18 protein-coding genes and 4 pseudogenes are annotated in these 18,984 nt (G+C 68.5%); 10 read left to right on the plus strand and 12 right to left on the minus strand.

Features of this window, described 5'->3' with window-relative positions; genetic code table 11:
• Positions 1 to 33: 33 nt before the first annotated feature.
• The gene (locus BLW82_RS00925; RefSeq protein WP_093497003.1) at positions 34 to 393 is read left to right on the plus strand and encodes a hypothetical protein; all 360 of its coding nucleotides are present in this window, start codon (positions 34 to 36) and stop codon (positions 391 to 393) included.
• A 95-nt stretch (positions 394 to 488) separates the two neighbouring features.
• Here BLW82_RS00925 and BLW82_RS00930 read toward each other — a convergent pair whose 3' ends face one another.
• A complete protein-coding gene (locus BLW82_RS00930; RefSeq protein ID WP_093497004.1) occupies positions 489 to 893 on the minus strand; it encodes a growth inhibitor PemK in 405 nt (134 codons plus the stop codon).
• A 162-nt stretch (positions 894 to 1,055) separates the two neighbouring features.
• Between BLW82_RS00930 and BLW82_RS00935 the strand changes: the two are divergent.
• Positions 1,056 to 1,242: pseudogene (locus BLW82_RS00935) on the plus strand (IS701 family transposase); the annotation flags it as partial.
• A gap of 620 nt (positions 1,243 to 1,862) precedes the next feature.
• Here BLW82_RS00935 and BLW82_RS00940 read toward each other — a convergent pair.
• A complete protein-coding gene (locus BLW82_RS00940; protein ID WP_093497005.1) occupies positions 1,863 to 2,450 on the minus strand; it encodes a TetR/AcrR family transcriptional regulator in 588 nt (195 codons plus the stop codon).
• Between the two features lie 99 nt (positions 2,451 to 2,549).
• Between BLW82_RS00940 and BLW82_RS00945 the strand changes: the two genes are divergently transcribed.
• Both BLW82_RS00945 and BLW82_RS42990 read left to right on the plus strand, forming a co-directional pair.
• Positions 2,550 to 3,386: an oxidoreductase gene (locus BLW82_RS00945; RefSeq protein ID WP_093497006.1), complete on the plus strand. Its 837-nt coding sequence runs from the start codon at positions 2,550 to 2,552 to the stop codon at positions 3,384 to 3,386.
• A 120-nt stretch (positions 3,387 to 3,506) separates the two neighbouring features.
• Positions 3,507 to 3,689, plus strand: a pseudogene (locus BLW82_RS42990) (MFS transporter); the annotation flags it as partial.
• A gap of 478 nt (positions 3,690 to 4,167) precedes the next feature.
• On the opposite strand, the gene BLW82_RS00955 reads toward BLW82_RS42990, so the two are convergent.
• The 4 genes from BLW82_RS00955 to BLW82_RS46015 form a co-directional block, all read right to left on the minus strand.
• Positions 4,168 to 4,656, minus strand: coding sequence for a lipocalin-like domain-containing protein (locus tag BLW82_RS00955; protein WP_093497008.1), 489 nt, complete (start codon positions 4,654 to 4,656; stop codon positions 4,168 to 4,170).
• A gap of 70 nt (positions 4,657 to 4,726) precedes the next feature.
• Positions 4,727 to 5,509 carry an aldehyde dehydrogenase family protein gene (locus BLW82_RS00960; RefSeq protein ID WP_107408607.1) on the minus strand — a complete coding sequence of 261 codons (783 nt, stop codon included), beginning with the start codon at positions 5,507 to 5,509 and terminating at the stop codon, positions 4,727 to 4,729.
• On the minus strand, positions 5,506 to 5,892 hold the full coding sequence (locus BLW82_RS00965) for a hypothetical protein (protein ID WP_093497010.1): 387 nt from the start codon (positions 5,890 to 5,892) through the stop codon (positions 5,506 to 5,508). Before BLW82_RS00965 ends, BLW82_RS00960 begins: the two co-directional genes overlap by 4 nt.
• Before the next feature lie 533 nt (positions 5,893 to 6,425).
• Entirely contained in the window at positions 6,426 to 6,761 is a 336-nt protein-coding gene (locus BLW82_RS46015) for a thiamine pyrophosphate-dependent enzyme (RefSeq protein WP_305729038.1), read from the minus strand.
• Between the two features lie 434 nt (positions 6,762 to 7,195).
• Here BLW82_RS46015 and BLW82_RS00975 point away from each other — a divergent pair, with 434 nt between their 5' ends.
• A complete protein-coding gene (locus tag BLW82_RS00975) occupies positions 7,196 to 7,837 on the plus strand; it encodes an HAD family hydrolase (protein ID WP_093497011.1) in 642 nt (213 codons plus the stop codon).
• A 160-nt stretch (positions 7,838 to 7,997) separates the two neighbouring features.
• Here the strand turns inward: BLW82_RS00975 and BLW82_RS00980 are convergent.
• The 3 genes and pseudogenes from BLW82_RS00980 to BLW82_RS00990 form a co-directional block, all read right to left on the minus strand.
• Positions 7,998 to 8,334 (minus strand): annotated as a pseudogene (locus BLW82_RS00980) (transposase family protein); the annotation flags it as partial.
• 298 nt (positions 8,335 to 8,632) lie between these two features.
• Positions 8,633 to 9,256: an NADPH-dependent F420 reductase gene (locus BLW82_RS00985; protein ID WP_093497012.1), complete on the minus strand. Its 624-nt coding sequence runs from the start codon at positions 9,254 to 9,256 to the stop codon at positions 8,633 to 8,635.
• A 51-nt stretch (positions 9,257 to 9,307) separates the two neighbouring features.
• Complete coding sequence (locus BLW82_RS00990) at positions 9,308 to 10,042, minus strand: SDR family NAD(P)-dependent oxidoreductase (RefSeq protein ID WP_093497013.1); 735 nt, start codon at positions 10,040 to 10,042, stop codon at positions 9,308 to 9,310.
• Positions 10,043 to 10,186: 144 nt separating this feature from the next.
• On the opposite strand from BLW82_RS00990, the gene BLW82_RS00995 reads away from it, so the two are divergent.
• Entirely contained in the window at positions 10,187 to 10,798 is a 612-nt protein-coding gene (locus BLW82_RS00995; protein WP_093497014.1) for a TetR/AcrR family transcriptional regulator, read from the plus strand.
• Between the two features lie 1,473 nt (positions 10,799 to 12,271).
• The gene (locus tag BLW82_RS01000; protein WP_093507770.1) at positions 12,272 to 13,084 is read left to right on the plus strand and encodes an alpha/beta hydrolase; all 813 of its coding nucleotides are present in this window, start codon (positions 12,272 to 12,274) and stop codon (positions 13,082 to 13,084) included.
• 98 nt (positions 13,085 to 13,182) lie between these two features.
• Here BLW82_RS01000 and BLW82_RS44165 read toward each other — a convergent pair whose 3' ends face one another.
• Positions 13,183 to 13,479: a hypothetical protein gene (locus BLW82_RS44165; protein ID WP_093497015.1), complete on the minus strand. Its 297-nt coding sequence runs from the start codon at positions 13,477 to 13,479 to the stop codon at positions 13,183 to 13,185.
• 234 nt (positions 13,480 to 13,713) lie between these two features.
• On the opposite strand from BLW82_RS44165, the gene mdlC reads away from it, so the two are divergent.
• Positions 13,714 to 15,285 carry a benzoylformate decarboxylase gene (gene mdlC, locus BLW82_RS01010; RefSeq protein WP_177232792.1) on the plus strand — a complete coding sequence of 524 codons (1,572 nt, stop codon included), beginning with the start codon at positions 13,714 to 13,716 and terminating at the stop codon, positions 15,283 to 15,285.
• Between the two features lie 93 nt (positions 15,286 to 15,378).
• Positions 15,379 to 15,585 (plus strand): annotated as a pseudogene (locus BLW82_RS45010) (IS110 family transposase); the annotation flags it as partial.
• A gap of 306 nt (positions 15,586 to 15,891) precedes the next feature.
• Here the strand turns inward: BLW82_RS45010 and BLW82_RS01020 are convergent.
• Positions 15,892 to 16,251 carry a winged helix-turn-helix transcriptional regulator gene (locus BLW82_RS01020; protein WP_093497018.1) on the minus strand — a complete coding sequence of 120 codons (360 nt, stop codon included), beginning with the start codon at positions 16,249 to 16,251 and terminating at the stop codon, positions 15,892 to 15,894.
• Positions 16,252 to 16,330: 79 nt separating this feature from the next.
• Here BLW82_RS01020 and BLW82_RS01025 point away from each other — a divergent pair, with 79 nt between their 5' ends.
• Positions 16,331 to 17,035 (plus strand): SDR family NAD(P)-dependent oxidoreductase, encoded by a 705-nt coding sequence (locus BLW82_RS01025; RefSeq protein WP_177232793.1) that lies wholly within the window; start codon positions 16,331 to 16,333, stop codon positions 17,033 to 17,035.
• Between the two features lie 773 nt (positions 17,036 to 17,808).
• Here BLW82_RS01025 and BLW82_RS01030 read toward each other — a convergent pair.
• Positions 17,809 to 18,867 (minus strand): helix-turn-helix transcriptional regulator, encoded by a 1,059-nt coding sequence (locus tag BLW82_RS01030; RefSeq protein WP_256215575.1) that lies wholly within the window; start codon positions 18,865 to 18,867, stop codon positions 17,809 to 17,811.
• Positions 18,868 to 18,984 lie beyond the last annotated feature (117 nt).

Below are 18,984 nucleotides of genomic sequence, written 5' to 3' on the forward strand. Positions count from 1 at the left end.
AGGCGGACCCTGGCGGGTACCGGGAGGCGGGCGATGAGTGACAACTACCTGACTGTGATTCCGGCTGATCCGTACTGGCAGCCCACTCAGGATGTAGCGGATCGGGCTGCTGCTGTGCTGTCCACGATGCTTCCTGACGACGGGGCTCGCCGCGGCCTGGAGGCCCAGTGGCACGACAGTGTCGAGGTGGTCTTCTGCGGTGCGAACCTGGAGAAGATCTCCTGCCCACATTGCGGTGCGGAGTGTGCGCCTGGGTGGTGGGGAGAGGCCGTCTCGCAGCGCTACGACGAAGGCTTTACCACGCTCATGGTGACGGTTCCCTGTTGCGGCACCGAAGCGTCGCAACACGCAGATCTGACGGAGTCCTCCCAGTACTCCAACCGTAGATCGTGAACTCGGTGGTGAGGGGCGCCGGGGCAGCAGGTCGCCAGTGTCGATCAGCTCGTCCGAGATCGCCCACGCCGTCCGGGCGTCGGCCCCTTCTCCGTCTACCCGAGTTCACCGAGACGGAGGGCATCCCTTATCTCGCTGAGCTTCGCGGTCGTGGCCGGAGTCCGCTCCTGCGCGTGTTCAGCGAGCCGGAGGGCGTCGTCAATCTCGCTGAGCTTCACGGAGGACAGGACGGCCGCCCGCTCTATCAGGTCGTCCCGGGACACAGTGGTCAGCCACGTGCACGGGGTGAAGCCTGGACGCGGGAACGCGAGCCGCAGCACGCCTTCGAACGGTAGTCCTTCACCGACGCCGACCGTCACTTCGATGCCTAGACCGCTGATGTCGACGCCCGCCGGAGCGACGACCTGCATCACTCGGATCCCGGACGTGTCGTCTCCCGACAGCAGTACGACCAACCTCCGCTCGTCGAACTGGACCCACCAGACTTCGCCACGTTGCACAAGTCCTCCAGACACATGACGGCAGACAGACGGCACGCGACCCTGACGCGTTGTGCAGACGGGTGCGGCCACCGTTGATCATCGGTGTGTGAAGCCTGACGATCAGGCGGTCGCCGCACGAGCGTAGACCCTGCCCGCTGCCATGAGGCGTTCGAGGGCCGGATGGCCCGGACCCCGGGCCGATTCGCATGGGTCGAACCCCTACGTCGGGTCGGCCGGTTGGTGCTGGGGCCTGCTGTCGGACCTGCCGCGCAAAAACTGCTGGACCATCGCAGAGTGGACCGGAAAGAACACCCGGGACGGCATGCAGCACCTGCTCGGACGGGCCAAGCGGGACGCCGACCAGGTCGGAGCGGGTACGTGGAGTTGCATTGTTCCGGACGGGCTGCGGGAGACCGCGAAGCCGCTGATCCCTCCGTCGAAGGTGTGGTCGCAGGGCGGCGGTACGCACGACATGCCTGATGAGACGCCGCCGGTGTCGACCGCACCTTCCTCCATCGCCACCGCAATCTCTTGGAGCTCCTCCACGCGGCCGGCATTCGGTCCGCCGGTGAGAGGCCAGAGCCAGGGACGGTCACCAGGACTTCGGTGGAAGCGGACCTGGCCAACGCCAATGCCCGCGCCGCCTGTCAGTTCGCACGGGTCCGGCAACTGGAGAGCCACCTTCACGGCACCTCGGAAACAGGCGTGGCGCGAGCCCGGTCCGGGGAGCCCGGCCGGCACCGAGGAACTCCGGCAGACAATCATCCAGCTGGAACAGCGCAACATCGAACTGGCTCAGGCTCTGGAGGATCGGCAGGCAGAACTCGATGCCGCCCGCGCCACGAACCGCGACCTCACCCGCGTCCTGAACCGCCGGGGCTGACGCACCTGGGCCGACGTAGACCTGTCGGGCCTGATGGCCCCGCCGGGCTGTCCGTACAGCCGTACAACATGGTTGCCCAGCCGCCCCTACTGGAAGGCAGTCGGTTACGAGCGAGTCCTGGTGTCTCCGGTTCGTGTGTGGGTAGTCAGGCCGGTGAGGACCAGGGTGAGCCAGCGGGCGCGGGCGGCGGGTGGCTGGCTGGTGGGGGCGGTGCTGAAGAGCAGGTAGATGTCGTCGACGGTGACGTCTTGGTGGATGTCCCCGTTGGCCTGCCCTGCCTGGATCAGCGCGGCCAGCGCGGCGCCTGCGCGGGCTTCGGCGTCCCGGTCGACGGGGTCGGCGCCGAGGGCGCGGGCGGCGGCCTTGACGGCGTGGTTGGTGGCCGTCGCCTCCGTGACGCGGGCGAGGAAGTCGGTGATCTCGTCCACGGCGCGGGCACCGGTCGCGAGGCGTTCATGGGCGGCCTCGGCGGTCTCGGCGAGGTGCGTGGTGTGTTCGGCGATGACGGCGGCGACCAGGTCGGTCTTGGTCGGGAAGTGCCGGTACAGGGTGCCCACGGCCACACCCGCCGCGGCGGCGATCTCGTCCATGCCCGTGTCGGGGCCGTGCAGGGTGATCTGCTCGCGTGCGGCGTCGAGGATCTTCTTGCGGTTGCGGACCGCGTCGGCGCGCGGTGCTCGGCTCTGGACCATGGGCTCTCCTGCGGTGGGCGTCTCGGCTTGCATTAACGTGAACCATGGTTCATGATAAATAGTGAACCGGAGTTCATCTTACTCGGACAGGAAGTCCCCATGACCGCCAAGACCGCTCTCGTCACCGGCGCCTCCTCCGGCATCGGTGAGGCCACCGCCCTCAAGCTCCAGTCCCTGGGCTACATCGTCTACGGCGCCGCCCGCCGCACCGACCGCCTCCAGAAGCTGGCCGAAGCCGGCATCCGGCCCCTGGCCATGGACGTCACCGACGACGACTCCATGCGCGCCGGCATCGACCGCATCGTCGCCGAGACCGGCCGCATCGACGTGCTGGTCAACAACGCCGGCTACGGCTCCTACGGCGCCATCGAGGACGTCCCCATGTCCGAGGCCCGCTACCAGTTCGACGTCAACGTCTTCGGCGCCATGCGCCTGGCCCAGCTCGCCCTGCCCCATATGCGCGCCCAGCGCTCCGGCTCCGTCGTCAACGTCACCTCGATGGGCGGAAAGATTCACACCCCCCTCGGTGGCTGGTACCACGGCACCAAGTTCGCCCTCGAAGCCCTCAGCGACTGCCTCCGCCTGGAGACCAAGCCCTTCGGCATCGACGTCGTCATCATCGAACCCGGCGGCATCGCCACCGAATGGGGCTCCATCGCCGCCGACGGTCTGCGGAAAGCCTCAAGCGATGGTGCCTACGCCCGCCAGGCCGACGCGGTCGCCACCTCAATGACCTCCGAGGCCAACGCCAAGCGCATGTCCTCCCCGCAGGTCATCGCCGACGCCATCGGCAAGGCCGTCACCGCCCGCAAGCCCAAGACCCGCTACGCCACCGGCTTCGCCGCCCGCCCCATGATCACCCTCCGCAGCCTCCTCTCCGACCGCGGCTTCGACACCTTCATCTCCCGCGCCACGGGACTCCCACGGTCGGCCTGATCCGGGTTGCCCGGCTCCCACGGCCACAGCGGCGGGCGAGGGCAGGCCGCCCATGCGTGACGACGGTAGCCCGGCGTTTGTGCGCGTGCAGTCCGGACGGCGGGGTCGCCGAGCCGGCTCGAATACCTTGACTGGCGCTGGACGTTCTTCGTGCACATCCCGTTCGTCCTCGTCGCCGCAGCTGGCACCTGGCTCGTCATCCGCGGGCCCGAAGGCGGCCGCAACCACTCCCCCCTCGACATCCCCGGCGTACTCCTGTCCGCCCTTGGCCTCGTCGCCGTCGTCCACGGCTTCTTCGCCGCCGTGCTCTTCTTCGCGGCCGTCTTCTTCGCCGAGGTCTTGGCCGTGGCCTTCTTCTTCGCGGGTCTCTCGTGGACCTGCGCCTCGGTGTCCGTGTCCTCGCCGCGCGAGTCCTTCGCCTTGTCCACGATCTCCTGCAAGGCCGCCGTCAAATCGAGCACCCTCCCCGCAGGTTCCTCGACGCGCTGCCGCCGCAACCTGATGCGCACCCCTTCAGCGCAACGCCGCCTTTCCGGCGGCCGCGCGGCATCTGGAGCGTCACGCCGATGGACGAGAGCCTGCTGGGCGGCCCCGCTGATGACGCAGGAGTAGCCGCAAGAGATGGTGCGCCCCGGCCGGGACCAGCGCGGCGGCTTCGCTTCCCGCATCCGAATCCGACTGCCATTGCAGGTACCACCTATCCACACGCCGCACCCGAAGAGCCGCGGTGCAAGCACGCCCGACCGGCCCGGACCGGACCGGCAGTGGCCGCCCACCCGGTTCAGGGCAGTCTGCTCCAGGTGAGTTCAGCCGTGCGGTCCGCGCCCCACAGGCGGGTGGGCGTGGCGACGCGGAGCACGAGCAGGGGGCCGTCGAAGCTCACCTGCCGGACCTGGGACCGTCCGGTCCAGTTCGGGAAGAGGCTGGTGGTGACGTGGTGCTCGACGGTGGTCGGCCCGACGACCTCGAACGGGCCGCCGTACGCGACATAACCGGCCGCGGCCCGGGCGAGCTCGTCGTCCGCCGCGTCCTCCAGGCGCGCCGACCGCAGGGGTGAGCGGTCGGCTCGGCCAAGTTGGGCGGACATGTATCCCTGGGGGGTGTAGACGATCAGGCCGTACGGCGTGGGGCCCAGCGGACTGATGACCTCGCCGTCGGTGCTCGTGGCGGTGTACGACACGAGCTGCCAGGCGCCGAGCAGCCTTTCCCGGACCCGGTCACGCGCCGTGCGCGGCGAGTTCTCCGTCTCCGTTCGGTCGGTGAGGGACATGGCAGGGCCGCCTTTCGTATCGGGAGAGCGGACGGGCTCCGCCGGAGTGGGCGGAGCCCGTAGGGGGTGGTCAGTGCCGACCGGGTTCGCCGTCGACGAGCCGCCAGACACGCAGCGGGTTGGCCTGGCGCAGCGGCTCGGGCAGGAGGTCGTCCGGGAAGTTCTGGTAGGTGACCGGGCGGACGAACCGCTCGATCGCGCCCATGCCCACGGAGGTGAACCGGCTGTCGGAGGTCGCCGGGAACGGGCCGCCGTGGGTGGTGGCGTGGGAGACCTCCTGCGGGATCGAGAAGGCGTTGAACACGATGCGTCCGGTGCGCCGTTCCAGGATCGGCAGGAGCCGTTCGGCCGCGCCGCGGTCGTCGCCGTCGGCGTGCAGGGTCGCCGAGAGCTGTCCACGGAAGGCACGGGCCACCTCGAACAACTGGTCGGCGTCGGTCAGCCTCACCAGTAGGACCGCCGGGCCGAAGACCTCCTCGCGCAGGGCGGGTTCGGCCAGCAGCCGCTCACCGGTGACCTCGTACAGCAGGGCCTGGCCGTCCCCGGCGCGGGCCGGGTCCGTGCCCGTGCCGATCAGGGCGGCGCCGCCGTCCTCCATGCGCCGCGCGTTGCGGGTGTAGGAGTCGTGGATGCCGGGCGTGAGCATGGTCCGGGCGGCCGCCTTGCGCACCTCGGCGGTCGCGGCGTCCCGCAGTTCCCGGAAGCCGGGCCCGTCGACGGCGAGGAGGACGGCGGGCTTCAGGCAGGCCTGCCCGACGTTGTACATCGCGCGCTGCACCAGGCCGCCGCCGATCTCCGCGCCGCGGGCCGCCAGGGCCGCGGGCAGGACGAACGTCGGATTGACGCTGGTCATCTCGGTGAACACACGATGTGCACGTTGACCGGCCCCGTCGGGCCACCTGGCACAGTGCGCTCGGTGACCTCTGCGGGCAACATCGGGACGGGGCCCGCCTGGAGCTTGTTCAGCACGTCACGGGCGGCCGGGTACGACAGGTCGTACAGGGGCTTGCCGCCTGCGGCCGCGAGTTGGTCCAGGAAGTCCTGGTCGATCGTCTCCAGTTTCTGCGGTGGGTTGCCGCACGGCACGTATGCGGCGGCCGAGGCCACTGCCGCCCTGCCCTGGGCGGTACCCGGCGTGACGCCGTCATGGACGGTGCCACAGGCACTCATCGTGGTCGCCGTCGCGGTCAGGAACGCTGCCACGGCGAGGTGACGCAGGCGGCGGGTCCCGGGCACGGCGCGTATTACTCGCGCGTCTGGTGCTCTCATGTCTGCGGATTCCCTCAGTGAAAGAGTCGTCCCCCTCCGTAATCGTGGCTGGTCCGATCGGCGTACACCATCAGGGTTAGCCCAGACAGGGCACCTTCTTCCGCGCGCTCACGAGGCGGCTTGGTGTACGGATGTGCGCCGGTCTCTCGGCCTCGGCCGCAGAGCGCATCCAGTCTGGTTGACCAAGCGCCAGTTCGTCTGCGCCAGAGCCTCTGCGGCGGTCCAGCCTGTAGGAAGCGGCCGTCCGGTGAGCAGATGGCCGACGTGGCGGAGCCGTACCAATGAGCCGGCTCCGGCAAACGCAGCTGACCGCGCCCCGGCGGGCCGAATGGAGCTGGCGACCCGAAGAACGGCCGCACGGGCCTCTCGCGGTTCCCGCAAGGCGGATGAGACCACACGTGTACCCGCATGCACTGGCGACAGCCGGGTCGTGACATCGTCGGCCAGGCCCACTGGGGCTGCTGCCACGCCCCAGAGCACGTCACGTGGAGTACAGCGTCTCAATGTCGGCATGCAACTGTTCGGCCATGGGCGGCGCCTCGTACGTGCCGGTCACAACCTCGATATGGCAGCCCGATCCGGCGCAGGTCGCGGGCCTCCGGCAGATCGGTGAAGCGCCGGAGCGGGACGCCGTTGCAGAGGATGTCCGGGTGCGCGCACAGCAGGCACAGTCCGAGTCGACCGAACTGGCAGATTTCCTGGACCGTGGCCTGGTGCGAGCCTTTTCCGGTGACCAGAACCACCCGTCGGTCGTCCTTCGCAGCGAGGGCGGCGCCCACTGCCGCGGGAGTGACCCAGCCGATCGAGTCCCACAGGGTCTGGTTCTGGAAGGTCACGCCTTGGGAGCGTCGTGTGAAGGCCGTGCCCATGAGACCGTCCCCGTCTCGGCGACGAGGACGTCGTCCGGCTTCAGGAAGTGTTCCCGGCGGGGTAGAGATTCGCGGCAGTGATCGGAGCGTCGCTACCTGCGTCCGGCGCGGACATACGGATCGCTGCCTCCGCCGGGCGACGCCACTGATTCCGCGGGAGCTGCTCCGCGAGGGCACGCAGGAGATCGTTCATCTCCTCGCTCTGGCACGTCATTGCGCCGACGAGTACAAGCGTCAACCACCTCCGTCAACAGCACGGGAGCCCTACTGGTTGCGGCAGTCCCCGCCTGCCCGTCGTCACCCGACCGGTAGCCACACTGAGATCTCTCATCTATGGGTGCCGACGGCACGATCCGCGGCGGCACGCTTGGTCGCTGCGGCCACCGGAAAGGAATGAGGCCGTGAAGGAGTACGTACTCTTCGATCACGACGGCGTCCTGGTCGACACAGAGTTCTGGTATTTCAAGTCCGCGGAACGCGCTCTGGCGGAGGCCGGTTTCACGCTGGACAAGGACCAGTACCTCCGCGACATGACCCGCGGATCGGGTTCTTGGGCCCAAGCCAAGGCAGCTGGCCTGGACGAGCGGACCCTCAGCCGAGTTCGCGCGGCCCGTAACGGCTACTACCAGGAGTACCTGCGGACCGAGGCCATCGAGATCGACGGCGTCGTCGACGCTCTCACCGAGCTGTCGGCGTACGTCCGCATGGCCATCGTGACGACTGCGAAACGGGCCGACTTCGACATCATCCATGAAAAGCGCCAGATCAGGCAGTTCATGGATTTCGTCATTGTTCGCGAGGACTACGAACTCGCCAAGCCGCACCCGGAACCGTACCTGGCCGGACTGGAACGCTTCGGCGCCACCAGGGAAGAGGCCCTGGTCGTGGAGGATTCGGCCAGAGGGCTGGCCTCGGCTGTGGCGGCTGGTATCGACTGCGTCGTTGTCCACAACGAGTTCACGAAGGCGAACGACTTTTCTCGGGCAAGCTACCGGATCGGCAGCCTGCGCGAACTGAAGGACGTTCTCCTCAGGGCAGGCTGACGCACCTTGGCGCGGAGCCCGCCCCCCGGTGCGAGGGGTGCGGGCCGCACGCATGACCTACCCATCGCCCGCACCCACAAGACATCCGAACCTGCGAACGCCAGGGCGCCCCCGTCATCACCCTGGGGGGAACGCTAAAGACGCTCATTGAACATGTGCAGCGTTGCCGCTCCAGGGTGAGGACGGCTTTGGAGATGACGGTCATACGGTTGGGGCTGATGCGGGATCTGCGGAAGATCTGCCAGGACTTGAGCCTGCCATAGCGCGTTCAACGGGTGCCTGGCCTCGGCGAGTGCACGGTTGACGGTGCGCTGGGTGGGGGTGAGCTCGCCGCCGGGTGGCCGTTTGAGACCGGTGGCAACCCAGGGGCCGGCGCCGGTGTAGGCGCGGTCGACGAGGCGCGGGACTTCCTGGCGTTCGCAGATCCGGATGATCCTGCGGGTGCGGGCGGCGGTCAGGTCGTGGGTCCGGCCTGGCAGAGCGGGCGAGATCCACAGCTCGCACGCCACCGAGTCGACGTCTTATGAGCCATGCTTCGTGACAAGAGGCCCTACGCCTCAGCCCCACCGGCTCCCCAATCGGCTTGACACCATCAATGAGACTCACTCGACCAGGGTGTGCGGGAGGTCGAGTGCGGCAGGGTAGGGAACCAACAGGGCTCCTGTGCTGCTGAGTTGAGACGTCGAACGCCTCCCTCAACGGCACAGGAGCCCTGTCCGTTGCGCACCCCGCCCTCACGCCAGTTCCGTCCCCCCGATCAGCAGCCGCTCCGAAAAGGCTCCGTCAATCGTTTGCTCAGACGGGAAGTTCGGTGATGCTGAGGGCGAAGTCCAAGTTCCCCACCCCGTGGTTGGCGAGGCCCACCGTGACCACGCCCGCTCCCTCCAGCCAGTGCGCCATTTTCAGGCTGCCGACGTCCAGCGGTCGCATCCCGAGGCTCCCGATGAACGCCTCCACACTTGTCTTGGCCTGCGCACTGTCGCCGGCGATGAAGACGTCGGGCCGACCCTTCTCCAGGACATGACGGAAGACGGTGTTGAACGCCTTCACCACGCTGGCGCTGGCCGGTGCCGCCTTGGCGACTTCCTGCGCGATCGAGGTCTCCTCGCGGTGGGCCAGCCCGTCGAACGTGGAATTGAAGGGGTTGCTGATGTCGACGATGACCTTGCCCGCGAGAGCGTCTCCGTACTGGGCGACGACCGGCACGACACCGTCGTGCAACAGGGCCACGATGACGATGTCCCCGGCCGGGGCGGTGCCCCATTCTCCCGTCGTGGCGCCGCCGCCGAGAGTCTTGGCCAGGTCAGCGGCCTTGGACTGATCGCGGCCCATGACCTCGACGGTGTTGCCGCCCGTTATCGCCCGCGCGCCGATGGTGCGGGCCATGTTCCCGGTCCCGATGATGCTGATGCTGCTCATGAGATGTCCTGACCTGATTGTGGTGGTCCAGTTCAATTGTGGTGGTCCGGTTCAGAGGGCGGTGGTGCCGCCGTCGGCGACGAGTTCCATGCCGTTGACGTAGCTGGAGTCGTCGGAGGCGAGGAAGAGGGCGGCGGTGGCGATTTCGTCGGGGCGGCCCATCTGGCCGCGGGGAATGAGGGACTCGAACTGGCGCTTGGTGGCCTCGTCGAAGAGCTCTTCCTGCTTGGCGGTGGCGACCTGGCCGGGGGTCAGGACGTTGACGCGGATACGGCGGTCCTTGAGCTCGTTGAGCCAGATGCGAGCCCAGGCCTGCTGGACGGCCTTGCTGCCGGCGTAGACGCTCCAGCCGGGGAAGGCTCCGAGGGAGGCGTTGGAGCCGGTCATGAGGATGGAGCCGCCGTCGTTGAAGAGCGGGAGGGCCTTCTGGACGGTGAACAAGGTGCCGCGGGCGTTGAGCCCGAACCAGGTGTCGAACTGGGCCTCGGTGATTTCGCCGAGCGGGGCGGGCTCGCCCCCGCCTGCACTGGCCCACAGCACGTCGAGGCTGCCCTTCTCCCGCTTGACGGTGTCGTACAGGCGGTCCAGGTCGTCCAGGTCGGCGGCGTCGCCCTGGACGCCGGTGACGTTGCGGCCGATCTGCTTCACGGCCTCGTCCAGGGCGTCCTGGCGGCGGCCGGTGATGAAGACGTGCGCTCCCTCGTCGACGAACAGCTTGGCGCCTGCCAGCGCCATGCCGCTGGTGGCGCCGGTGATGACCGCGACCTTGCCGTCGAGCTTTCCCATAGTCGTTCCCTTGGGTCGATGGTTCCGTGCGTGCCTGGGACGGCGGCTTTATGTACACCGCCCTGTGTGCTTACCGTAGGGGGCGGACGTCCGGGACGCAAACTATGTACACCGGTCGTTACCCGACTGCGGTACGCTGGAGCTATGACGGAGTTGGAGAAGGGCCCCACGGGCCGCCGCCGCGGCCGGGGCGCCCGCGAGCGCATCCTCAGCGCGTCCCAGCAGCTGTTCCGCGAGCAGGGCATCAACCGCACCGGCATGGACCAGCTCTGCGCGGCGGCCGAGGTGTCCAAGCGCACGGCCTACCAGCACTTCGCCGGCAAGGACGAACTCGTCGCGGAGTACCTGCGCCGATTCGACCCCTCCGTTCTGTCCGGCGTGTTCGACCGCACCGATCTCACGCCCCGCGAACGGCTCCTCGCCGCGTTCGACGTCCCCCCCACCACCCCCCTGTGCCCGTACATCGCGGCGGCCGTCGAACTCCACGACCCCCAGCACCCCGCGTCCCAGTGCGCACGCGACTACAAGAAGGCTGTCGCCGCGCGGCTCGCCGACACCGCCCGCGAAGCCGGCGCTGCCGACCCTGAACAGCTCGGCGAGCAGCTCGCGCTGCTCATCGACGGTGCCGCGGCCCGCACCCGGGTCCTCGACGCCGACGCCTTCCCCACCGCCGCCGCCATCGCCGTTGTCCTCATCGACAACGCCCTCCCTGCCACGGCCGGCGATGACCGGCGACGGGAGGAAGTGTCAGGTTGACCTGGCACTCCGCGGCCGGGCTGGACGCGCTGCCGGCCGCGCGGCTGCACCCGCTGGTACGCGACACCAGCCGCCCTACCTGGCCCGGACCTGCTGGGTTTTACGGAACCGACCGCTCGCCCGCTGAAAGCCGCAGCAGAAGCCGCCGCGGAGACCGGCGACCCCCGAGGACCCGCCGCCGTGGTCGGCCTGGCAGCTGCTGGCCCCGCACGCTGCTGTGGTGCTGAACAGCCTCAGCGCTCTGCCGGACAGCTCAACGGCACGGGAGCCCTGGCTGTTGCGGACGTCGCCCTCACTCTGCCACCGTCACCCGATCAGTGGCCACGCTGAACATGCTCATTGTGGCGAAGGGCAGTCCTGCGTTGTCCCGCAGGTGCTGCAGTTTCTGATTTATTAGGCCGGCGCGAGAGACAAAGATACCGGGCAGGACGCAGGCGCTTCTCGCGTCCCCGAGCATGTTGCCAATCTGCACCGGCCGGCGGTGATAGAGCGCCGCGGCGATAAGCTGCTCACTCTCCGCCGCAAGGTGGTGGTCAGGGCGCCCACGCCGCGACCATGGGCGTATCCGTCGGCGCTGTACGCCGTGTTGATTTCGTTGCTACCGACCCACTCGATGTCTCGGTGCTCGGCAATGGCGTCGTCGACAGGGAAGGCGAGGTCGCCGGGAACGCCAAAAAAAGTGCTGCACGCGGACGTCCCGAACGCGGTTCAGGACATGCTGGATGACGGTCGTGATTGGGAGCTCTTCTTTAGTCGATGACGGCTTTGACCATGAACCGCCCGCAGGCAACCAGTGCGTCGCGTACGCTTTCGCACCGTGTTCTGCTGCCGGATGTGGCTGGAGGGCGTGTGCCGCACCGTTTGACGGCCGCGGGGAATCCCACAGTGCTCACCTCGTTGCGTAATGTATTCACCACGCGGCACGCTTCGACGGATCAAGTCTCGCTTGTCCCATCAGGAACACCACTCGGCCCCGCCCCGTGCACGCGAGGCGCTTCTCGCCTCTGTGAACCGGCCCGATATGCATCCAGGTTGCCTTCTGCTCTGAGGATTTGATGCGTGATGTCGCCTGGGCACATAGCGGGGGCGGTGCCAACGAGTCAGCAGGTGATGATGGTGGCCGGTACTGGATATGGCGTGGACGCCGGCGGACTACGGTGACCAGGTACATGTGATCGGTAAAGAAGGGCCGAAGGGGTTCCGCGCGGATGCCGTGTGGGTCGAGCGCAATCACCAGCAGGGCGTCACACTGGAACAGATCACCGCCGGCTTCGGCGTCCGCTCGTTTTCCCTGCCAGATGCTGAGGTGGCCGGGCGGCGTTACCGTCATATGGTGAGGCAGGGACGCTGTTCATGGCCTCGGCGGGCTTCAACGCCGTTGCATGTGGCCTTCTTTTACCCTCCGACGCGTCCTTGCGACGATTCTGGACAGGGAGGCCCCAGATGGCTTGCTCTCCGCGCCGCGATATCGCGATGACTCTGGTGGTGGCAGCAATCGCCGCCACCACTACTGCCGCGGCCGTGCCAGGCGGTGCCACGGACGCCGTGCACCAGGCTGCCCGGCAGACGAAACCTACCGTTGTCCTGGTGCACGGAGCTTGGGCGGACGCGTCGAGCTGGAATGGCGAGATCAGTTTGCTGCGCCGCGCCGGCTACACGGTCCGTGCCATCGGGAACCCTCTACAGGACCTGACGACTGACGCGCAGACGGTTCACGACTTTCTGAAAACCATCAAGGGCCCGATCGTCCTGGCGGGGCACTCCTACGGAGGGTCGGTCATCACCAACGCCGCCCAGGGGGTCAGCAACGTCAAGGCGCTCGTCTATGTCGACGCCGCCGCGCCGGCTGTCGGCGAGACCACGGCACAGCTCAGCGGCCCGACGTCGGTCTTGACAAAGGGGTCGCCGGCTGATCTGTACGATGCCGTGCCGTACCCGAACGCCCCGTCCAACGCGTCCGCTCTATATCTCAAGGAGAACGTGTTCGTCAGCAAGTTCGCAAGCAGCGTGCCCCATGGCCAGGCGGTCAATCTGTGGGCCACGCAGCGTGCCGCCACAACCGTGGCTTTCAACACTCCTTCCAAGTACGCGGCGTGGAAGACGATTCCCTCCTGGTACTTCATCAGCAGCGGTGACCAGATCATCACCCCTGCCTCGGAGCAGAAGATGGCGCACCGGGCCGGATCCAAGGTGACGCTGTACAAGGGCGGTTCCCACCTGACGCTCGTCTCGGACCCTGCGGCAGTGACCAAGGTGATCCAGTCAGCCGCCTCGTCCGTCCGCTGAGCGCGCGGGTGCGACCGAGTCAGTCACGGGTGCTGGGTGCAGCCCAGCACCCGTGAGTCGCTGACGCATTTGGCGTGCGTCATCGTCCAGGAACGGGCTCAGGCCTTGAGGCGCTCCGGCCAGCGCTGCCAGCTGCTCCCGCCCTGACTCGGGTCGAGCGCACGCCCGCGCAGGACCAGGCATCCGCCCTCGGCTTCCGTCCCGGTGTTGTCGGGGAACGCCTGTGTCGTCTTTCTTGTCGAAGATCTCGGCGAACTTGGGACCATCGCCAGCCCGCGCGGTCCGCCCGGATAGACCTTGTACATGCAGTCCTTGAGGGGTTTGGAGGAGTTATCTCCTGCCGCGACCTTGGGGACGATCTGGTCGTCGTCTCTGTGCACGACGAGTGTGAACACGGTCGGTCTCCACGCCGTTGCGGATTCAGTCGAATGACCCTCTGTCGGCCATGACCGCCAGGGGTCGGGAATTCCTGACGCAGGCGGAACCACAGCCGTGGCAGTGCGTCTGCAGGGCGTCACGGAGTGGCAGTGGCAGTGGCAAGCAGCCACCAGAACGCACGATTTGCCGGTCTTTGATGCCGGTCCTAGTGTCGGAGAACCGCGTCGTTTCACATACCTGAGGGGCTTGCCTTGGCTACCGTCAGTGACGCCTTCTATGAGATTCTCCGCCACCACGGGGTGAAGGCGGTGTTCGGAAATCCTGGGTCGAACGAGCTTTCCTTCCTCACCGGACTTCCAGACGACCTCCCTTACTACCTGGTGCTACAGGAAGGCGCGGCGATCGCCGTCGCGGACGGTTTCGCCCAGGCGTCGGACAGTATCGGATTCCTGAACCTCCACGCCGCCTCCGGCACGGGCAACGCCATGGGCTGTCTGACCAACACGGCGGACTGTCACACACCCATGGTCATCATGGCGGGCCAGCAGGCGCGGCGTTACGTACCGGTCCGCGCGATGCTCACCAACGTCGACCCGGTCAAGCTCGCCGACCCGCTGGTGAAGTGGTCGGGAGAACCGCTGCGCCCGCAGGACGGACCGGCCTTGGTGTCCAAGGCCCTACTGCTCGCCGGCTCCGCGCCCCGCGGAGCCGTCTACCTGTCCGTCCCCCTGGACGACTGGACGGAGCCTGCCGAGGAGAGCGCGCTGAAGCTGCTGCTCGACCGTGGCGTGGACGGCGCCCCTGTGGTCCCGCAGACGGCGCTCGACACCCTGGTCCGGGCCCTCGACGAAGCGTCGGCGCCCGCCCTGGTGCTGGGACCGGGCACGGACACCGAGGAGGGATTCGAAGCCGCGGTCGCGCTGGCCGAGCGCGCCCGCGTGCCCGTCTGGATCGCGCCCAGCCCGCCGCGTTCGCCGTTCCCGACGCGGCACCGCTGCTACCAGGGCCAACTGCCGTCCGCCGCAGGCGCGATCGCGGACGCGCTGGCACCGTACGACGTGGTGGTCTGCATCGGGGCACCCGTGTTCCGATACCACGCACCCAGCACGGACGATTTCCTGCGTCCGGGCGTCAGCGTCTACGCGGTGACCGACGACCCGGACGAGGCGGCACGCGCGCCCTTCGGGCGCATCTCGGTCGGCGACCCCTCCGACGCCCTGGTCCGGATCGCCGCGACGGTCGCGCCGAGCGTGCGCCCCTGGCCCGCAGAGCGCACGATCCCGGCGGCGGACACCAGCGGACCGCACTTCACCACCGAGGCCATCCTGGACGCGGTCGAGGCCGGCAAAAGCGACGACACCGTCATCGCCCTGGAGTGGACCTCGGCGGACCTGGTGCGCGACCGACTGACCATCACCCGCGCAAAGTCGCTGTTCTACTGTGCCGCCGGCGGCCTCGGCTGGGGCCTGCCGGCCGCCATCGGGCTACGCCTCGGCAACCCCGACCGTCCCGTGGTGGCACTGATCGGCGACGGCGCAATGCAGTACACCCCAGCCGCCCTGTGGACGGCGGCACGCCACCAGGTAGCCGTGACCTTCGTGGTCTGCACCAACACCAAGTACCGGGCCCTGCAGGAATTCTCACAGATCCTGCACGTCCCCGAGGGCGACTACCTCGACATCGCCGGCCTCAACGTGCTGGACATCGCCCGCGGTTACGGCGTGGAGACACACCGGGCCGAGTCCCTGGACGACCTCACCGAGTACATCGGCAAGGGATCGCTGGCCGTCGGCCCCCGTCTGGTGGAGATCCTCCAGCGCTGACAGCCAAGAGCCTCGCCCCTTCGCACGCGGCCAACCTCACATCGGAGTCAGCGTAGCCACCAAACCCGCGACTTCAATCACGCGCGACACCCATGGGCGTTCTCAGCCCTTCGGCACTCGCCCGGAGCTGGCGCCCATTACCGGCGACGCCGAGAGGTCGGGAACTGGCACGCGGCCGCCCGGCGCAACCTCGTCAACCGCATGATCGGCCGGCTTTGCCAACGCCCCCAGCACCGCGAGCTGTTCGACGAGAACACCACGTTTCCCGCAGCGCCCGTGCCCGACGTCAGCGCGGCATGACCGGCATCAGCTCCCTCATGCCTTCCGGCAGGTCACGGTCCTCTCGCCAGGCCTCGCTGATCGAGATGAGGGCCTCCCACGACGCCTCGGCGACGGGGCCAGGTCGGCCCGTCGCAAGCTCGGCAAGCAGCGCTGGTCCCCCGTGCGCACACCACTCAAGCACCACGCCCAGGTTCCGGATCTGCACGATTACGACTTCTGAGCGGTTTCTGCGACCTCGTCGGAGAAGTCACCGGCGTCAACACGTACGCCTGCCTACTGCACCCCGTCCTGCCCTCCGGTTCGTGCCGGCAGTCGGCTCTCGGGTCAGACAACCGGCTGGCGGGCTCGGGCCGCCTCGATGTCCGGGACATGCTCTTCGGCCCAGAGCCGTACGGCGCGGAGTGGAATGAGCAGAGAGCGGCCCAGCGGTGTCAGGGCGTACTCGACACGGGGCGGGTTCTCCTCGTACGTGTGGCGGCTGATCAGACCGTCGGCTTCCAGCGAGCGCAGAGTTTCGGTCAGGACCTTCGGGGTGATCCCCTGGATGTGCCCCTTCAGCTCGGTGAAGCGGCGAGGTCCGTCGTCGAGGGCGTTGACGACGAACACGGTCCAGCGGGCGCCGATACGGTGCAGCACCGTGCGGCTCGGGCAGGTCGCTGCCATCACGTCGTACGCCTTGCCCATGGCTGCTCCCAGTTCCGTTGAAGATACCGGTATCAAATCCATACCGTTGCACCCGATCCTACGAGAGGGAGTGAGACGCATGGAGCGGATCCTGGTCATCGGCGGTGCACGGGCGCTCGGCGCGGCCGTCGCGAAGCGTGCGGCGAAGGACGGCTACGGTGTCGTTGTCGGTGCCCGCGATCTGGCTGCGGCCGACGTGCTGGCGCGCGAGATCGGCGCTACCGCGGTGCGGGTCGATCTGCAGGACGAGTCAACGGTCGCAGCCGCGGCGGAGCTGCTGAAGGATGGAATTGACCACATCGTGACGACCGGTTCGGCCCCGCACGATGTTCGCGCGACCGAGCTGGATCGCGACAAGCTGCTTGCTGCGTTCACAGCGAAGGTGGTCGGACCGATGCTGGTCGCCAAACACTTCGCACCGGTACTGCGGCCCACCGGGTCGATGGTGCTGTTCTCCGGTGTTGTCGGCTGGCGCCCCGGGCCGGGATCACTCGTCAAGGGGGTCACCAACGGTGCGGTCGAGTACGCAGCGCGCCACCTCGCGGCGGATCTGGCGCCGGTACGAGTCAACGCCGTCTCGCCCGGTGTCGTGGACTCGGGCACATGGGATCGACTTGGTGACAAAAAGGCCGGCCTGCTGGGCAAGAGCGCGGCCGGGACCTTCGTAGGACGCCACGGCGAGACCGACGACGTCGTCGACACCGTCATGTGGCTCCTCCGCGCGGGTTTCGTCTCCGGTGAGACGATCCACATCGAGGGCGGCGCCCGTCACAAAACCGCCTGACGCCAAGCTCCCGAGTGCTGTCAACGTTCACTGTCACGACACGTGAACAGAGCCGGCGCCCCTTTTCGCGGATGCCCGGCGACCCTGGTACGCCCTGCATCCGCACGGCGGGGCCACCCCAGTCCTGCGTGGTGGCCCCACCGCCGTATCAGTGCGCCGAGCCGTCGCTGTGCATGGCGTGGCCCCCTCGACGGTGTGAGTACTGAACTTGAATGCGTGCTGTCGGGGCTTGCGTTGACGGCGACAGACCCAGCTCACGGCTTCCCGGGCGGCCGGAGCGTGAGGGGGATGTTCGCGTGATTCGGGATCTGCCGCCATCGCCGTTGCCCCAGAACGCCGTCGCGCGCATCGGCTGCTCAGCAGAAGTGCCGGACGACGTCGCCGGCGATCCACGGCAGAAGGGCATCCCGGCAGGGCTGATCCGTTATGAGTACCAACCGCTGAGCGGGGCGGCGCTCCTGGACCGGATTGGTGCGAGCGGTTGGTCGCCTTCGGTACCAACGGCCTGTTCGGACGGCTCCGCGTCGACGTGGCGTCGCGTGGGGCACCCGGCCCCAGCGTGCGAAGTGGTGCGGCTCGGGCAGGCCGAGTGCGCCGCTCCGGCCTGCGGGACGACCCCACGGTCGTACAAGCCGCGCCATCTCGGCGAGCGATCTGGCCGCTTCGTTCCCGATGGTCGGACCGGATCGCTGAGCACGGAACCGGCGGGACGTACGCGGAGACGTCCGCCTCCCCGACTGTGCCCGGACGGGCGGCGCCACCCAGGTCTCCGGTCACCGGCGCGGAGTCAGCCAGCCGCGCTCCTGGGCGAGCAGCGCGATCTGGAAGTGGTTGCGCGCGCCCAACGCCGTGCCGATGTCGCTGATGTCCTTCTGCACGGTGCGCCGGCTCACCCCCAGCGTGCGGGCGATCGCATCCTGCTTCATGCCGAGCGAGAGCAGCCGCAGGACCTCGCGCGCCCGCGGGTTCGGCGTGTCGGAGGCGGGGGCCGGGGGCACCGGGCGTTCCTCCTGTCCCCAGGGCACCCCGTGTGCCCATAGGCTCTCGAACAGCGCTGCCAGCACGTGCAGCAGCGTCGGGGAGTGGACCAGCAGTGAGCCGGCGGCCGCGTCGTCCCGCCGCAGCGGCATGATCGCGGTGGTGCCGTCGAAAATCACCAGCTTCATCGGCAGGTTGCTGGACAGCCGCACCTCGCCCCCGATCTCGAGGCCGCGCCGCGCGGTCTCCAGCGATATCTCGTCGGTGAGGGTGTCACTGTCGTACACCGACCGGAAGCGGACGCCCGCGCGGATCGCCGTCGCCTGTACGGTCAGCCTGTCCGGCACCCCGTCGACCGCCGCCACGTACGGCGGCATCACCAGGTGCAGCACCTCGTGCCGGGCCGCTCGCAGCTGATGGGCGTAGCGCGCGGTGACCCGGTCCTCGGTGTCGAGGATCTCGAACTGGTCGGAAGCGAAACGGTGGTTGGTGGCCGAGATGTGCATCTCGTGCAGCAGCTCGGCGTGGGTCTCCAGACTCGCCAGCTCCTCGCGGCGCCGGGCCAGGAGGCTGCCGAGCGCCGGGCGCGGCGGGCTGGCACTCCAGCGGCCCGCGTGACCGCTGACCCGGACGGCAAGCAGTTCGGACTCCAGCAGGCGAAGGGCCCGGGCGGTAGCCGATGTGGACGCGCCCAGGGCCGCCGCCGCCTCGGCGGGAGCCGTCTCCGGGTGTCCTACCAGGTACTCCAGGATCCGCCCCGCCAACGGCGGCAGCCCCAGGCCGCTCCAGGGCACCTGCGGGATCTGCGGCACCTGCGGCTCCGCGGCCATCGGGCGGCCCCTGCTGTCGTTCACCGGTGGGAGTGCAGCGATCTTAACCCCGTGCCGCGCCCTCCGGTCCAGTGCGGGAGCGTTCCCACGCCGCCCCGACCGGGTCCGCAAAGCGGCACCAACCACTGCATTCAAGGGCCA

Origin of the sequence: Streptomyces sp. Ag109_O5-10, assembly GCF_900105755.1 — a bacterium.
In the GTDB taxonomy this organism is placed as follows: domain Bacteria; phylum Actinomycetota; class Actinomycetes; order Streptomycetales; family Streptomycetaceae; genus Streptomyces.

Bases quoted from the DNA above. Each gene is read 5' to 3' on its own strand.
- BLW82_RS00925 (WP_093497003.1), top strand. From the start codon at position 34: ATGAGTGACAACTACCTGACTGTGATTCCGGCTGATCCGTACTGGCAG.
- BLW82_RS00940 (WP_093497005.1), bottom strand. From the start codon at position 2,450: ATGGTCCAGAGCCGAGCACCGCGCGCCGACGCGGTCCGCAACCGCAAG.
- BLW82_RS00945 (WP_093497006.1), top strand. From the start codon at position 2,550: ATGACCGCCAAGACCGCTCTCGTCACCGGCGCCTCCTCCGGCATCGGT.
- BLW82_RS00955 (WP_093497008.1), bottom strand. From the start codon at position 4,656: ATGTCCCTCACCGACCGAACGGAGACGGAGAACTCGCCGCGCACGGCG.
- BLW82_RS00960 (WP_107408607.1), bottom strand. From the start codon at position 5,509: ATGACCAGCGTCAATCCGACGTTCGTCCTGCCCGCGGCCCTGGCGGCC.
- BLW82_RS00985 (WP_093497012.1), bottom strand. From the start codon at position 9,256: ATGAGCAGCATCAGCATCATCGGGACCGGGAACATGGCCCGCACCATC.
- BLW82_RS00990 (WP_093497013.1), bottom strand. From the start codon at position 10,042: ATGGGAAAGCTCGACGGCAAGGTCGCGGTCATCACCGGCGCCACCAGC.
- BLW82_RS00995 (WP_093497014.1), top strand. From the start codon at position 10,187: ATGACGGAGTTGGAGAAGGGCCCCACGGGCCGCCGCCGCGGCCGGGGC.
- BLW82_RS01000 (WP_093507770.1), top strand. From the start codon at position 12,272: ATGACTCTGGTGGTGGCAGCAATCGCCGCCACCACTACTGCCGCGGCC.
- BLW82_RS01020 (WP_093497018.1), bottom strand. From the start codon at position 16,251: ATGGGCAAGGCGTACGACGTGATGGCAGCGACCTGCCCGAGCCGCACG.
- BLW82_RS01025 (WP_177232793.1), top strand. From the start codon at position 16,331: ATGGAGCGGATCCTGGTCATCGGCGGTGCACGGGCGCTCGGCGCGGCC.